Below are 13,834 nucleotides of genomic sequence, written 5' to 3' on the forward strand. Positions count from 1 at the left end.
CATCCTCTCCTTTATACATTTTTAAATTCATTGATAAGTTTCGTATTCGTGATGCTCCGTCTCTGTCCCATAACCAGAAAGTTGCACACTTAAAACAAGTGCTTGCTTCGTGGGTGGTTTACAGCTAGATGTGCAAACGCTCTCCAGAGTCGCGTCCAGTAAGAGTCTGTTTGCCTGAGAGATTCGCAAAACTTGCTTGCTCCTTCGGCGGTACATCAATTATGTTGCCTGTACACTCTCCCCTTACTATCATTCGCCTCTTTATCATAATTAAATCGCTATTTTGGGTTAAACTATGTATAAGTAATGCTATAATCAATCTATTTCAAAACCATTATAGCACAGAAATTCCCGATTCGCCTTAATCTTTTTTACATTTGTCTACACATTCAAAAAAAAGGAAGTATAAATATATGGACGAATTAGAAATTGTTTTTGATCAATCATTTATACACCAGCTGGAAGAAATAGCATTAAACGACATGCCCACTTCGTCATGGGAATTATTTAAAATGGCATACGATGTCCAGAAATTTACGTTAATCGATACATTCGATGGCTTATTAGCCGTTGATTATTTACCAAATTTAACCTGTTTGCCACATCAACTCAATACAGCAAAACGTGTGATTGAGCATATGAATGGCCGTGCTATTCTTGCCGACGAAGTTGGTCTTGGTAAGACGATTGAAGCGGGTTTGATTTTAAAAGAATATATGATTCGAGGTTTAGTTAAGAAAGTACTTATATTAGTTCCAGCCTCATTAGTCAATCAATGGGTAGATGAGCTCGTGAAAAAGTTTTACATACCTGCCACAGCTTTCCGTAAGGGCTATACATGGGAACATATCGATATCATTGTCGCTTCTTTAGACACAGCTAAAAGAGCCCCTCATTGTGATGATATTCATAACATTGACTATGATTTAGTCATTATAGATGAGGCCCATAAACTAAAAAATCATCAAACAAAAAACTATCAATTTGTGAAAGAGATTAAGAAGAAATATTGCTTACTATTAACTGCAACGCCAGTCCAGAACCGTTTAAGTGAGATTTTCAACCTTGTATCCATTTTAAAGCCGGGACATCTAGGAAATTATGAAGCATTTATGGATAAGTATGCAAAAGGAACACCTACTACAGAAGACAATCATTATTTAAAAGAATTAATTAAAAAAGTGATGATCCGTCATACGCGAAAGGAAACAAACATTAAACCTTCCAAACGTCATATTAAAACAATATGGGTTAACTTTTCCGAAGACGAACAAACATTTTATAACAGAATCGAACATGAACTAGGTAATAAAGTTCCTCTTTTAAAATTAACTTTTTTAAGAGAGATATGTTCATCACGGGAAGCATGCTTTATGTCATTAAAGAAATTAAGTGATAAAGTCAAACATCAAAAAGATGAGCTACATGATTTTATGAACGGATTACAGGAACTACCACAACATGCAAAAGCAAAAAAGGTAATTGAGATCATTAAGGACATTGGAGATGAGAAGGTTATTATATTTACCGAGTATCGTGCGACGCAATATTTTTTACAATGGTATTTAGAACAGCACGGGATATCTTCAGTACCGTATCGCGGTGGTTTTTCACGCTCAAAAAAAGATTGGATGCGGCAATTGTTTCAACATAATCGGCAAGTTTTAATTGCTACCGAGGCTGGTGGTGAAGGAATTAACCTTCAGTTTTGCCACCATATGATTAACTATGATCTACCATGGAACCCGATGCGTCTTGAACAACGTATTGGACGAATCCACCGTTATGGTCAAGAACAAGATGTATATATTTATAATCTTGCTTTAAAGCGAACAGTTGAAGAGCATATTATGAATATCTTATATAAAAAGCTCGATTTATTTGAAAGAGTGATTGGTGAACTCGATGATATTTTGTCACGACTTCTTATTACAGACTTAGAATCAGAAATTCAGACGATTTTTCACAAATCAAGATCGACTGGCGAAGCAAAGGTCAAACTGAATCATTTAACAACCATCATTCAAGAAAATGTCAATCTACATGAAAGTGAAGGGTGAACCATATGGCACTATCACAGCTAGATCATTTTTTTTCAACATACTTTAAAGCGCATCAATGTGATGTTCATCTTAAAGAAAATGGCATATTAAAAGTGCAACTAACAAAAGAAATGGATCAAGCTTTAATGAATCGCCCTTTTTATTGGCACTATATGGAAAAAACAGGGCAGACAGGAGAGCCAATGCAACTTACCATCATAACCGATCCCAGTCACCCCGACCAGCAACCGGGTGAATGGGGGCATTTGGGAAGTCCGCGTCTCCAACAAATTATCGATCATTTAAAGATGAATGAAACACATGCCAAACTATATCATCACATATCACCAACAACTGAAACACCACTTTATCCTTGGTTAGTAACAAACATTAAAATTATTTATCAGGGGAAACAAACAAGAGAAGAATTATTCTCTATCGGCTTAAATTTAATTAATGGTATGATGCAAACGAATATGATGGAAGCTTTAAATACCTTATCTTTTCAACGCACGATTCCGGATTTTTGTTTCCCACTTTCCCCCCTTATTCGTCTTAAAAGCGGTTATCGTCGAATAGAGAATGTACTAAAGCAATATATCAATGATCAGGACCATACTTGGGTAAAAGAAACATTAGACATGCGTGAACATGAATTATCTTTATTACAACATTTCTATGAAACAGGGGATGAAGAACATGAAGCACTTTATAAAAAAGAAGAAACAGATATAAAAAACCGCCTTCAACCCAAAATACACGTCCACGTCATTAATGGGGGGCTGTTTTATCTAAATCAATCATTCCAACACAATCAAAAATAGCATGAGATACAGCTCATGCTATTTTTTGCGTGATTTGAATGCTGTTTTAACTAGAAACGGCAGGACACCAAACCATCTATCATAATATGCCATTTGTTCTTTCGGCTTTTCTTGTTTTTGCTTCGGTTTATTCGGTCTAGTATCCAGGTAACGGACAAATGTTTCAGTGGCATATTTAATGATATCCTTTCCTGACACGACCATTCCCTCATTTTCTTATATAGTCACTCTTTTTTATCTTTCCTAATTCAATCATTATTTATTCAACCAATCCATGATTTCTTGCGCCACTGTATTGATATCTTTTTGATCCGTATGAATTATTATATCTGCACAACCTTCATACATTTGTTGTCGTCTCTTATAAAGTGCCTTCCTATCCTTTAAAGATTGCTCCCACAAAGGTCTGTTCATATCATGTTTAAGGCGATCAGCAATCTCGCTAAAGGAAGTATGTAAATAAATGATAACGCCATTTTGTTTCATCAAATGAATATTGTCTATTCTCTCAACAATACCACCACCAGTAGCGACAATAGGCTTATTTACTTTTTTTAATATATTTGTTTCATAATCACGAAAAACATGTTCACCTTCCTCAGAGAAAATATCCGGTATCGTTTTATCATATGTTTGCTCAATCTCTTGATCTGTATCAGCATATGGCTTGTTCCATAATTGACTTAATCGCTTAGCAATCGTTGATTTGCCACTTCCCATAAAACCAACTAAATATACAATAGTCATTCTTGACCATCCTTTTCAAAAATATTTTAGAAAAAAAAGCAGGATTTTGCTTGTTGATGTCGAATAATATATTTAAAGGAGGTGAATTACGCGTGAATCCTGCTAAATCGCTTTCCGTCAAACTACTAGAATCTGCTTGCCAAATGCAAGCGACTGACATCCATTTCTACCCCTTCATCCAAGAAACAAAAGTGTTTTACCGCATACATGGTAAAAGAATTTACTACCAATCCATTTCACCACAACAATATGAGCTTCTACTCACATACTATAAGTTTACATCAGGAATGGATATAGGTGAAACGAGAAAACCACAAAACGGAATGCTACCTTATCAAATCAATTCACAAAATTATTCATTACGTTTGTCCACCCTGCCCGTTAATCAAAATGAAAGTTTAGCCGTTCGGATTCTTCCACAGGATGAAACATCCTCTTTAAGTGAACTATTTCTTTTTCCATATCAACTAAAGCAATTAAAACAATGGATTCGTGAGCGTGCCGGATTAATTTTATTAACCGGTCCGACCGGTGTCGGCAAAACCACGACATTGTACGCCCTATTAAAATCAGTCATAAAAGAAAGTCGCTATCAAACGATTACGTTGGAAGATCCAATTGAGAAGAATTTACAAGATATTTTACAGGTACAAATCAATGAAAAAGCTGGCATATCTTATCACACGGGTTTAAAGGCGGCCTTACGACATGACCCTGACATCATCATGGTTGGTGAAATTCGAGATGCCTATACGGCTGAATTTGCTTTTGATGCTTCTTTAACAGGCCACCTCGTATTAAGTACGATGCATGCTAATGATACAGTAGGAACATTGTATCGCTTACTTGAAATGGGATTAAATAAGACGGATCTTGGACAAACCTTAATTGGTGTCGCGTCATTGCGGCTGCTACCAGTACACATTAACAAACAAATCAATAGACGCTATGCCATAATGGAAATGTTGAATAGAGATCAAATCTTGCTTACATTAGCAGGACGCGAACATGAAGCAAAGAAAACAATCTATTCTTTTCATCATTTAAGAAAGAAGGCTTATGCTTATGGGTTTATTAAAGAAGAAGATTTTTAAAAACAATCCATTGCCAAAAGAAACACAGCTTAAGTTTCTCAACCGACTTTCTCGCGCTTTAAAAAATGGCTACCCACTTCTAACAGCTCTAGAAGCTTTCAAATGGGATCCTGACTTATTGAAACCAATCTCCCAAATTACAACTTCTCTACAAAATGGTTATTCCTTCGATAAGGCATTGGAAAAAGCGGCCTTTCATCCAGCAATCACATCTTATTTATATTTCGCAAGGGACGCCGATTTAATTGAAAACATTCAAAGAAGTGCCGACCTTTTCGCAAGACAAGTCGAATACGCGAGTAAGTTACGCCAACTTTCAAGATACCCAATCATCTTATTCAGTATTTTTTCAATCCTACTCTTTTTTATAAAACAGTCGGTACTCCCTTCATTTATGGAGCTTTTCCATGCTAATCCACATACCACAAAAACAATTCAAATATCTCTATTCGTTGTCCAGCTTATGTTTCAGATCGGGATCACCTTAATCATTATAGCAATACTTGTTGCCATTATATGGTATATTGCTAAACATAAATTACCAATTGAAAAACAAATTAAATTATACGCTACCATTCCTGTTTTTCGACATTTTTTAACGATACGCACTTCATACCTTTTTGCAACACATTTTAGTACGCTCCTAAAAACAGGACTTTCTTTAAAAGAAATTTTGAATATGATGAAGGGACAAAGAAGCATGCCAATTATTTGTTATTATGCTGAATTAATGATTGCGCAGCTAGAAAAAGGGATTTATATCACAAATCTTTTACAAAACTTGCCATTACTCGACCCACAATTAGGTAACATGTTTCAAAAGCATGCTGATATGACAGCTTTAGAAACGGATCTAACCTTTTATGCAGAATTTAAAGCCGAAGAGTTTCATGAGCGTATGATGAAACTCGTCGTTTCGATTCAGCCGATTTTCTTTATTTGTTTAGCTTGTTTTATCATTTTTATCTATTTAGCCCTTATGTGGCCTATGTTTGAACTTATCAAAACTGTTTAAGGAGAGATTCAAATGATTAAGAACCAAAAAGGTTTTACTCTGATTGAGATGTTAATTGTTTTAATGATTATTTCTGTGTTGATTATTTTAATTGTCCCTAACTTAACCGGAAAAACAAAGGAAGTAAATACGAAAGGTTGTGATGCTCTTGTTGCTGTCGTACAAGCACAAGTAGAATCATATGCTTTAGACAATGGCTCGTTTCCACCGAGTTTACAAACTTTAGTTTCCGAAGAGTATATCACTGATCAGCAATTATATTGTGGTAATGCAGCAGATAACCCACTTCGTTATGATCCAGAAAAAGGCAGAGTTCTCCCGCCGAGTGATGGATGATGACATACCAAAGAGGCTTTACCTTAATTGAAATGCTAATCACCCTTTCAATCTTGTCAGTACTTCTCGTCTTGACCATCCCAATTACTCATTCGTTAATAAAAAATCAAGAAGAAACGCAATTTCTAGAGACATTACAATCAGACCTTCTCTATGTCCAAAACCTTTCACTAGGAATAAGGGAGCATCGGACAAAGCTTGTTTTCCACAAGACCTATTATTCAGTGCATAAAAGTCTCACAGAATCGCCTATTACTCGTGAACTACCTGATGGATGGGAAGTAGAAAGAAGTATGTATCATACAATTTATTTCCTAAATGGAACCATTGGAAGTGCTGGAACGATTCGAATCAATAAAGCAAATGGTAAGGTTATAAGACTTATTTTTCCACTTGGTAAAGGAAGGGGTTATTTTGTTCAAGAATAATCATGGATTTACAATGATTGAAGCACTTTTTGCAATATCGATTATTTTTATGCTTGTTATGACGGTTATCCCTATCGTTTCGCTTATAAATACAGAAACGACGCTTAAAAGGGATCGCCTTGAATTAACAAATACACTACATGATGCCCTACAACCGTATTTATGGATAAATCATCCTGTACCAGATACCTACCAGAAAGACATTGGCTTAAAATCAGTTACCTTCTCGTTTATTCGAGAAGGTAACATGATCAAAGGATGTGTTGAATGGAACAATGTTAAACAAACAGAAGAATCAATCTGCCTATATGGTATTCCAGAAAAATGAAGCTGGTTTCACCTTAATAAATGCTCTTTTCACATTAGTATTAATCACCTGTTCAATACCATTTCTAATTGTTTTACTACAGAAATCACAAGAACATATAAGTCTTGAAGATGAGCTGTCAGTGCAACATTTTTTGTACTTTTTACAAGATGATGTTAAACGTTCGATTGAATATCACCTGATACGCGATGAATTATACTTAACTCTTGATACAGGAAATAAAGTGCGAATCGGGTTAAATGGTCATATGATTAGGAGAAAAGTTGATGATAAAGGGTACGAAATTTATTTAAGAGATGTTCATTTTTTTCGTCTGTATGAACTTGATTATGGTTTTTCGGTTTCAATTGAAACCATTAAGGGAGGGCAATATGAAAAAGAAATCATCTTTTATAACAAATGAGCGTGGTTTTTTCCTTCCTTTTGTACTCTTTTTTACAATTGTTATCTTTATGTTGATCATGGCAAGTATTAAAAGCTATCAAAATGACGTTATTATGACGCATCGATTAAGTGAACATGTGAAAATTGAAACTTTATATCAAATGGGTCTCGCCCGTTTTAAAAACGATTTAGCGTCACAAGAGAATCTAATTGATGAACGGACAAATCATTTCTTTTATCAATTTCCTAGTGGCCAAGTAGACATTACATCTGAAAGAAAAGATGATTATTTGTATTTAGCCTATATTATTACGACAGACAAAGGTGTCTCTTCATCAACGATTACGAATATTATTCCAGTATCGGAAGTATTAACCATGGAAATGTCACAAACAAATGAATAGATTGTGTATATTTTTTGACATCTCTCAACAAAGACACCGTGAACATCGTTTTTTTATTATAATGTAATTAACATACAGTTAGAGGTGTTCATAATGGAGCAAAAATTAAAAGTAACAAACGCTTTAAGTGATCCAACGCGCTTTAACATTTACCAACATATTATCGAGCAATCGGAAGCGGTTACTGTAAATGAAATAGCAAAGGCATTCGATATCCACCCTAATGTAGCACGCATGCACTTATCCAAATTAGAAGATGTCGAACTTGTTATTTCGTATACAAAGAAGACAGGAAAAGGCGGACGACCGAGTCGACTATATGAACTATCGAATCATGTTATTGAACTCAATTTTCCGCACCGTGACTACAAATTACTTTCTTCTATTGCCCTAGAAACATTAGCAAAACTAGGAAGCTCTGGGAAAAAGGCCTTGTTTGACACAGGGTTTACTTATGGTCAGCAGATAATGACATATAACCAAGATGCATCGACACTGTCAACAGAGGAAAAGTTAAAAATGTTACGAGATGCCTCCAAATTACTTGGTATGTATGCAGACTTTCAATATTCCGAGTCTGATCAAACAATAACTTATACGATTAATAATTGCCCATTCAAAGAAGTTGCTACTGAGAATGATGCCATTTGCCATATGCATGAATATTTCTTAAAGGGCATGTTTGAATCATTGTTTGAAGATATTACATTATTAGAGACGAATAATATACTCGATGGTTGTAAAAACTGTACGTATATCGCAAAATTATCTGTTGTTTAATATGTTTTATTTACATTCAAGTCAGACTCGTTTATAATATCAATTGAGAAGGTATGCTAAAGGAGGGGAAAGCATGGACAGAGTGTTTCGTATGCTTGCCTTTTGGACAGGAATTTTCACTGTTATGTTTTATGTCGGAGAACGTGCTGATATTGCATTATTATTCCTCGTTCAAACAGCTTTTTTCCTTACAGTAGGCTATTTGAAACTGTCAGAACGTATGTATATGTACTTATTTGGACTTTATCTGACATTGTTTATGATTGGTTTCACTTGGTACTCCGAATTTATTCTCGTACCAGGATTTGCTCACTAGGAATTAGCTGTACATAGCCACTCTATATAAGGAAAAAATCCCGCATCATATTTGAAGATGTAGGGATTTTTTTACTTTTTCACTTTACACTATTGACAAGTTGTAAATATATGTATATAGTAAGAATTGTAGCTTAACTTTTATCCCTAACCAACAAAGAGCAAAACACATCCCCCCTTAGAGGCTGATCCCCATCAGCCTCTTTTTTTCGTTTATTTAACCTTTAAACCTGTCCTGGAACAAATGGATTATGTTGTTTTTCCTCACCGATTGTTGTTTTAGGTCCATGTCCCGGGTATACAATAAAATGATCTGGTAAATGATATAAATGATTAAGAATACTGGATTGTAACTGAACAAAGCTTCCCCCAGGTAAGTCAGTCCGCCCTACTCCATGACGGAACAAAACATCACCTGATATAACAAGTTCATCATCTGTAAAGACGAAACTTGAGCTTCCTGGAGAATGACCAGGTGTATGTAAAACATCAATCGAAAAATCATCAATGTTCAGTTTACCTGGGGTTAGTAAATGTTCCGGTGATTCTGTCCTTATTTCCATTCCCATTAAGGTCGAGCGATTTAAATGAGGGTTTTCAAGCCATTCTTGCTCGTCCTTGCCTAAATACACATCAATATCATATAAATGTCTTAATGCACCGACTGCTCCGATATGGTCAAAATGGGCATGCGTTAATAAAATTGCTAATGGCTTTAATTGATATTGATCAATGAATGAGATCACTTCTTTTTCATCACCACCTGGATCAATGATTAATGCTACATCTCCTTTATACACAATATAACAATTTGTTCCTAATGGTCCCAGAGGCATCTGTTTGATTTTCATGATAATCATCTCACTTTCCAGAAGTTAATCAATTTTCTAGACTTCACTTTCGATTTGCCTCGCGTCTGTCTAGATGGTATAATAAATAAGGATTAAATTAAATACATAATAGAATATATCACTAATGGTTTTCAACTAGATAAGAACTGTAAGGAGGACATTATTTATGAATCATCTGGTTTTAGCAATTATTTTCTTAGTTGTTGCTGTTTTATCAGTTGCAGGATTATTTCGTTCCTTTAAGTTTAAAAACAAACTCGCTGTTGTTTTTGCGGGACTATCAGCAGTAACATTTGGATTCTTTTCAATCGCAACAATTATTGATATCTTAAAAAATGCATTGTAATGATTTATCCTAAAAAAGCTAACATATGTTAGCTTTTTTTATTTTACTTTGAATGAACTAAGACAACATAGGCTGCTCCGATTATGCCAGCATCATTACCAAGTTCCGCAGATTTCAATTCACATGGTTTACTAATTCGTGGTAAGGCTTTGGCAATGAATTTATCTCTTAACGGTTTAAGTAATGCCTCACCTGCATTAGAAACACCACCACCGATTAATATACGTGAAGGATTGATAAGAGTTGCCATATTTTGTATTGCAGTAGCTAAAACATTTGTCGTATTATCAATAATCTGTTGACTTAGCTGTTCACCTTGTTCGGCTAATGAAAAGAGATCTTTTACCGAAATCGCTTTGTTTTTTCTATAAAATTGCGCCATATGGCTTTGTGGATGCTTATCGATTGTTTCTTTTGCCTGACGAACCATTCCTGTTGCTGATGCGATTGTTTCAAGACACCCTTCTCTTCCACAATTACACGTCACTCCATTTCGCTCAACCGTTACATGACCTATTTCGCTTGCTGCACCGCTTTCACCACGTAGTAGTTCCCCATTAGCAATAACGCCACCCCCTACACCTGTACCAAGTGTAATCAGCATGACATTCTCTTCCCCATTTCCTGCACCACGCCAATTTTCTCCTAAAACAGCCATATTGGCGTCGTTTTCAATCCAAACGGGAAGATTGAACTTTTCTTGAACACATTGTTTCAGCTGGTAATCAGTCCAACCAATATTGACTGCATGAACGGTTCCCCTCTTATGATCAATAAATCCTGGAGCACCTACACCAATCCCAACAAATTGGTTATCATCAATCGATAATGCAATTTGTTTCTCTACGATACTATCTCTAATGTCCTGAACGATATGTATTCCGGATTCCTCTTTTCGAGTAGGTATTTCCCATTTATGTATAATCTGACCTACTTGATCAATAAAACCTATCTTTATTGACGTTCCTCCAATATCAATGCCAATATGAATTTTTGTCATATAATATCACCTTCTTTAATACGCCGCTTTTCTTTTCTTAATATCAGAACAGCTATTTGATAGTCATTTGTACTAATAAAGCGTTGTTCATATAATTCGTTTAATTCAATTTCCATCAATTCTAAATCTGCGATTCGATCGCCAACATAAATAAATATCCCAAATCGCTTTAATAATTGCTGCACATCATATACTGTTTTCACTTCAAATCACCACTTAAATTATACCACAAAACGTAAAAATCGCTGTCTGAACATAATTTACAAAAAAACATCATATCTTATAAAGTAGACTTAGTTGTCAGTTGGAGTTTTTACTTCACCTGAACCTTAGTCGCACTTACAACGTACTGGTTGTACGAGTGCCGACATTGGCACAGGACGTGGCCGTAAATACCCAACTAGGAGTCTAAGTATATCTCCTCCCCTTAAATGGTACAATGTTCGGCTTTAGAATTGATCATATTATTTTTGTCCCGGCCTCCTTAGTAACGGCACAAAGATAAAAAACATATAAAGGATGGAATAACAATGAAGAAACTGACCGCACTCTATCTAATGGTGATTATCATATTATCCACAATCATTTTACACCGTATTTATAGTCAAACTGAAACAACCATCACTTATTTCCCACCTGATGAAACGGTTTCGTTTGTTGAACATTCAACTACTTTAGATATTATAAAACTAGCAAACAAGCATGCTGAAATAGAATGGAATGTACATTCTAAAACAAATAAACCGATGTATTTACGTCAAGATGTATCGCTTGTTTATGCCGATGGGAAATTAAAAGCGATTCATAATAAATGGCTTCAACAAACAGATTTAATATCCTTTCAGGAAAAATTGACAGGTGATGAACGTGTTTGGCAAGCGATTACATTACATCACGGTGAATCCCATGTGAATGAAGAAACAATACGAAGTAAGCAGCTTATGTCGTCTGATACTTTATTTATTAAACGATTATCATCGGATCAAGTGATTACATTTCATCAAGCTCAATCAGTAGAAGAACAGAGAATTAAAGAAGAATTAATTAATCAGTTACAATTACATCCTTTTTGGGACAAGTTAATAAATCATTTTAATATTCAACAAAACGACTATGAAATGATACCACTTACACATTTACCGGAATATAGTAACAAACCACTCCCTAATTTGGACCAGAAGCAAACTGCCCAAGTTATTGGACAATTATGGGAGGGACTCTATAAAAATTATCTGATTCCAATCGTTTCAGCAAAAAAAACGATACAGGCTGGTATTCCAATTATTTTAATTAGTAAAAATCATGATCATTTGCTCATCTTATATGATATCGATGGTGAAAAACAAAAGCTTATTCAAAATATCCCTTTTTAATCAAAGCCATTTTGACGTAATTGTTCATACATTTCTTTAATTAATTCATGGTCAGGGTGCAAGTCATAACCCGTTTTAATTACTTCTTCAGCTCGTTTGTATTCCTGAAGTTCAATGTATGCGAGTGCTAAATTATAATGCGCTTCAGGTATATATGGGTCGACATCGATTAATCGTTTCAAATCAGAAATAGCAGATTTATAGTCTAATAGTTTTAAGTAAGCAAAGGAACGTTGAAATAAAAATTCTACTTCCAATTCATCGGACGACTCTAAAGCAAGCGTAGCCATTTGAATGACTTCTTCATATGATTCATTCTCTAAATAATGATTCGTTAAATACCAATCATATTCGGGTGTATCCTTATGTTGCGATGTACCGTACAGAAAAATGACAGTTATCAAACCGACTAAACTGGCTGTGGCCAATGCCCGAATAGACCAGCTTTTCTTCTTTGGTAAATGGACGATACCTGATGCTAGAAAACCAGCAAATAATCCACCGAGATGAGCGGCATTGTCAATAGCCGGAATCATAAAACCGGTTGCCACATTTAAACCAACAAGAAAGATAATATTCAATCCCATTGTTTTAAAAAATAATTCTTTATAATAAATCCCAAAGAATAAAATTGCACCAAATAAACCAAATATCGCTCCAGAAGCACCCGCGGAAACATTTTCAGTAAAAGCGAAGCTCGATATGCTCCCGCCAATTCCAGCAAGTAAATAGATCATCAGAAATCGAACGGCTCCATATATTCTTTCGACGACTTGCCCGAGATAGAATAATGCGAGCATATTCATAAATAGATGGAAAAAACCTATATGAATAAACATGGATGTAATAAGCCGCCACCATTCCCCATCAACGAGCATAGCGGGGTTATACTTAGCACCGAATTTAATTAAATTGACTGTATCTGTTGTCCCACCATTTATCTCCATGAACAGAAACATAATAGCATTAATAACAATCAATATATATGTAAAAAATGGTTTTCCGAAAGAAAATACGTTTTTTTCATATTTAATTTTATCATTTAATAGCGTTGTTAAACGATATTTCAATTGTTGAGTCGCTTGAATGACATCTATCTCGTATCGTGATGAAATGGGACTGATTTTAAGGGCGGCACTTAAGCGGGCCATCTCACGATTTTCCATAAAAACATCAAGATAAAATAAATGCATGATCATTTCCCGAGATTCTAAATGGATGGGTCGCTTTAACAAGTCCCATGAATCAACTGGGCTGTGCGCAGCAACATAAACATTATAAATCGTAACTTGTTTTCTTTTGAATACATGTTCAAGGCGCTTGAATACGTGAAGTAAATCATTTTTCAAATGATTTTTCCAATGAAATTCACGAGCTACAAGCCGAATGATTTGTACGTCACGCTTTGTTACAGCCTTTTTTAACCAAAGCTCATGATTAACAACATCGATATGCATCATTTCATATTGTTGTTCAGTGATTAAATGATTAGCTACAGCATACTGAATATATTCCTGTTCAATATGAATTTTTCCCGCCCCCCTCCTACTTATCTGTACCTATATAT

The 13,834-nt window shown here is 35.1% G+C and carries 19 protein-coding genes and 2 riboswitches; of the genes, 13 read left to right on the forward strand and 6 right to left on the reverse strand.

Annotated features, from left to right (window positions below):
• Positions 1 to 55: 55 nt before the first annotated feature.
• Positions 56 to 152, reverse strand: a riboswitch (glycine riboswitch).
• Positions 153 to 253: riboswitch (glycine riboswitch) on the reverse strand.
• 160 nt (positions 254 to 413) lie between these two features.
• Together VIG73_RS15265 and VIG73_RS15270 are read left to right on the forward strand one after the other, a co-directional pair.
• A complete protein-coding gene (locus VIG73_RS15265; protein ID WP_331643588.1) occupies positions 414 to 2,060 on the forward strand; it encodes a DEAD/DEAH box helicase in 1,647 nt (548 codons plus the stop codon).
• Positions 2,061 to 2,065: 5 nt separating this feature from the next.
• On the forward strand, positions 2,066 to 2,866 hold the full coding sequence (locus tag VIG73_RS15270) for a YqhG family protein (protein WP_331643590.1): 801 nt from the start codon (positions 2,066 to 2,068) through the stop codon (positions 2,864 to 2,866).
• A gap of 18 nt (positions 2,867 to 2,884) precedes the next feature.
• On the opposite strand, the gene VIG73_RS15275 is transcribed toward VIG73_RS15270, so the two are convergent.
• Both VIG73_RS15275 and VIG73_RS15280 read right to left on the reverse strand, forming a co-directional pair.
• Positions 2,885 to 3,064 carry a YqzE family protein gene (locus VIG73_RS15275; RefSeq protein ID WP_331643592.1) on the reverse strand — a complete coding sequence of 60 codons (180 nt, stop codon included), beginning with the start codon at positions 3,062 to 3,064 and terminating at the stop codon, positions 2,885 to 2,887.
• Positions 3,065 to 3,121: 57 nt separating this feature from the next.
• The gene (locus VIG73_RS15280; RefSeq protein ID WP_331643594.1) at positions 3,122 to 3,613 is read right to left on the reverse strand and encodes a shikimate kinase; all 492 of its coding nucleotides are present in this window, start codon (positions 3,611 to 3,613) and stop codon (positions 3,122 to 3,124) included.
• A gap of 92 nt (positions 3,614 to 3,705) precedes the next feature.
• On the opposite strand from VIG73_RS15280, the gene comGA reads away from it, so the two are divergent.
• The 9 genes from comGA (at position 3,706) to VIG73_RS15325 (ending at position 8,698) form a co-directional block, all read left to right on the forward strand.
• On the forward strand, positions 3,706 to 4,707 hold the full coding sequence (gene comGA / locus VIG73_RS15285; RefSeq protein WP_331643596.1) for a competence type IV pilus ATPase ComGA: 1,002 nt from the start codon (positions 3,706 to 3,708) through the stop codon (positions 4,705 to 4,707).
• Complete coding sequence (locus tag VIG73_RS15290) at positions 4,679 to 5,722, forward strand: type II secretion system F family protein (RefSeq protein WP_331643599.1); 1,044 nt, start codon at positions 4,679 to 4,681, stop codon at positions 5,720 to 5,722. The genes comGA and VIG73_RS15290 overlap by 29 nt, the downstream gene beginning before the upstream one ends.
• Before the next feature lie 12 nt (positions 5,723 to 5,734).
• Positions 5,735 to 6,058: a competence type IV pilus major pilin ComGC gene (comGC, locus tag VIG73_RS15295; protein WP_331643601.1), complete on the forward strand. Its 324-nt coding sequence runs from the start codon at positions 5,735 to 5,737 to the stop codon at positions 6,056 to 6,058.
• On the forward strand, positions 6,058 to 6,486 hold the full coding sequence (comGD, locus tag VIG73_RS15300) for a competence type IV pilus minor pilin ComGD (RefSeq protein ID WP_331643603.1): 429 nt from the start codon (positions 6,058 to 6,060) through the stop codon (positions 6,484 to 6,486). Before comGC ends, comGD begins: the two co-directional genes overlap by 1 nt.
• Complete coding sequence (locus VIG73_RS15305) at positions 6,473 to 6,814, forward strand: type II secretion system protein (protein ID WP_331643605.1); 342 nt, start codon at positions 6,473 to 6,475, stop codon at positions 6,812 to 6,814. Before comGD ends, VIG73_RS15305 begins: the two co-directional genes overlap by 14 nt.
• Positions 6,762 to 7,217, forward strand: a complete 456-nt coding sequence (locus tag VIG73_RS15310) for a ComGF family competence protein (protein WP_331643607.1) — start codon at positions 6,762 to 6,764, stop codon at positions 7,215 to 7,217. The genes VIG73_RS15305 and VIG73_RS15310 overlap by 53 nt, the downstream gene beginning before the upstream one ends.
• Entirely contained in the window at positions 7,186 to 7,602 is a 417-nt protein-coding gene (locus VIG73_RS15315) for a hypothetical protein (RefSeq protein ID WP_331643609.1), read from the forward strand. Before VIG73_RS15310 ends, VIG73_RS15315 begins: the two co-directional genes overlap by 32 nt.
• A gap of 93 nt (positions 7,603 to 7,695) precedes the next feature.
• Positions 7,696 to 8,382, forward strand: a complete 687-nt coding sequence (locus tag VIG73_RS15320; protein ID WP_331643611.1) for a helix-turn-helix transcriptional regulator — start codon at positions 7,696 to 7,698, stop codon at positions 8,380 to 8,382.
• 73 nt (positions 8,383 to 8,455) lie between these two features.
• A complete protein-coding gene (locus tag VIG73_RS15325; protein WP_331643613.1) occupies positions 8,456 to 8,698 on the forward strand; it encodes a DUF2626 domain-containing protein in 243 nt (80 codons plus the stop codon).
• 223 nt (positions 8,699 to 8,921) lie between these two features.
• Here VIG73_RS15325 and VIG73_RS15330 read toward each other — a convergent pair whose 3' ends face one another.
• Complete coding sequence (locus VIG73_RS15330; protein WP_331643615.1) at positions 8,922 to 9,548, reverse strand: MBL fold metallo-hydrolase; 627 nt, start codon at positions 9,546 to 9,548, stop codon at positions 8,922 to 8,924.
• Between the two features lie 166 nt (positions 9,549 to 9,714).
• Between VIG73_RS15330 and VIG73_RS15335 the strand changes: the two genes are divergently transcribed.
• A complete protein-coding gene (locus tag VIG73_RS15335) occupies positions 9,715 to 9,894 on the forward strand; it encodes a DUF2759 family protein (RefSeq protein WP_331643618.1) in 180 nt (59 codons plus the stop codon).
• A gap of 43 nt (positions 9,895 to 9,937) precedes the next feature.
• Here the strand turns inward: VIG73_RS15335 and VIG73_RS15340 are convergent, their stop codons facing one another.
• Both VIG73_RS15340 and VIG73_RS15345 read right to left on the reverse strand, forming a co-directional pair.
• Positions 9,938 to 10,894, reverse strand: a complete 957-nt coding sequence (locus tag VIG73_RS15340) for an ROK family glucokinase (protein ID WP_331643620.1) — start codon at positions 10,892 to 10,894, stop codon at positions 9,938 to 9,940.
• Positions 10,891 to 11,097, reverse strand: coding sequence for a YqgQ family protein (locus tag VIG73_RS15345; protein WP_331643622.1), 207 nt, complete (start codon positions 11,095 to 11,097; stop codon positions 10,891 to 10,893). The genes VIG73_RS15340 and VIG73_RS15345 overlap by 4 nt, the downstream gene beginning before the upstream one ends.
• A gap of 327 nt (positions 11,098 to 11,424) precedes the next feature.
• On the opposite strand from VIG73_RS15345, the gene VIG73_RS15350 reads away from it, so the two are divergent.
• Complete coding sequence (locus tag VIG73_RS15350) at positions 11,425 to 12,267, forward strand: hypothetical protein (RefSeq protein ID WP_331643624.1); 843 nt, start codon at positions 11,425 to 11,427, stop codon at positions 12,265 to 12,267.
• Here VIG73_RS15350 and VIG73_RS15355 read toward each other — a convergent pair.
• Positions 12,264 to 13,727, reverse strand: coding sequence for a rhomboid family intramembrane serine protease (locus VIG73_RS15355; protein ID WP_331643626.1), 1,464 nt, complete (start codon positions 13,725 to 13,727; stop codon positions 12,264 to 12,266). The two genes, VIG73_RS15350 and VIG73_RS15355, sit on opposite strands and share 4 nt — an antisense overlap.
• Positions 13,728 to 13,834 lie beyond the last annotated feature (107 nt).

The sequence above is a fragment of the Cerasibacillus sp. genome (assembly GCF_036516575.1).
GTDB lineage: Bacteria > Bacillota > Bacilli > Bacillales > Amphibacillaceae > Cerasibacillus.

Bases quoted from the DNA above. Each gene is read 5' to 3' on its own strand.
- VIG73_RS15330 (WP_331643615.1), bottom strand. From the start codon at position 9,548: ATGAAAATCAAACAGATGCCTCTGGGACCATTAGGAACAAATTGTTAT.
- VIG73_RS15335 (WP_331643618.1), top strand. From the start codon at position 9,715: ATGAATCATCTGGTTTTAGCAATTATTTTCTTAGTTGTTGCTGTTTTA.
- VIG73_RS15325 (WP_331643613.1), top strand. From the start codon at position 8,456: ATGGACAGAGTGTTTCGTATGCTTGCCTTTTGGACAGGAATTTTCACT.
- comGD (WP_331643603.1), top strand. From the start codon at position 6,058: ATGACATACCAAAGAGGCTTTACCTTAATTGAAATGCTAATCACCCTT.
- VIG73_RS15350 (WP_331643624.1), top strand. From the start codon at position 11,425: ATGAAGAAACTGACCGCACTCTATCTAATGGTGATTATCATATTATCC.
- VIG73_RS15280 (WP_331643594.1), bottom strand. From the start codon at position 3,613: ATGACTATTGTATATTTAGTTGGTTTTATGGGAAGTGGCAAATCAACG.
- VIG73_RS15355 (WP_331643626.1), bottom strand. From the start codon at position 13,727: ATGATGCATATCGATGTTGTTAATCATGAGCTTTGGTTAAAAAAGGCT.
- VIG73_RS15265 (WP_331643588.1), top strand. From the start codon at position 414: ATGGACGAATTAGAAATTGTTTTTGATCAATCATTTATACACCAGCTG.
- VIG73_RS15340 (WP_331643620.1), bottom strand. From the start codon at position 10,894: ATGACAAAAATTCATATTGGCATTGATATTGGAGGAACGTCAATAAAG.
- VIG73_RS15320 (WP_331643611.1), top strand. From the start codon at position 7,696: ATGGAGCAAAAATTAAAAGTAACAAACGCTTTAAGTGATCCAACGCGC.
- VIG73_RS15270 (WP_331643590.1), top strand. From the start codon at position 2,066: ATGGCACTATCACAGCTAGATCATTTTTTTTCAACATACTTTAAAGCG.
- VIG73_RS15310 (WP_331643607.1), top strand. From the start codon at position 6,762: ATGTTAAACAAACAGAAGAATCAATCTGCCTATATGGTATTCCAGAAA.
- VIG73_RS15315 (WP_331643609.1), top strand. From the start codon at position 7,186: ATGAAAAAGAAATCATCTTTTATAACAAATGAGCGTGGTTTTTTCCTT.
- VIG73_RS15290 (WP_331643599.1), top strand. From the start codon at position 4,679: ATGGGTTTATTAAAGAAGAAGATTTTTAAAAACAATCCATTGCCAAAA.
- comGC (WP_331643601.1), top strand. From the start codon at position 5,735: ATGATTAAGAACCAAAAAGGTTTTACTCTGATTGAGATGTTAATTGTT.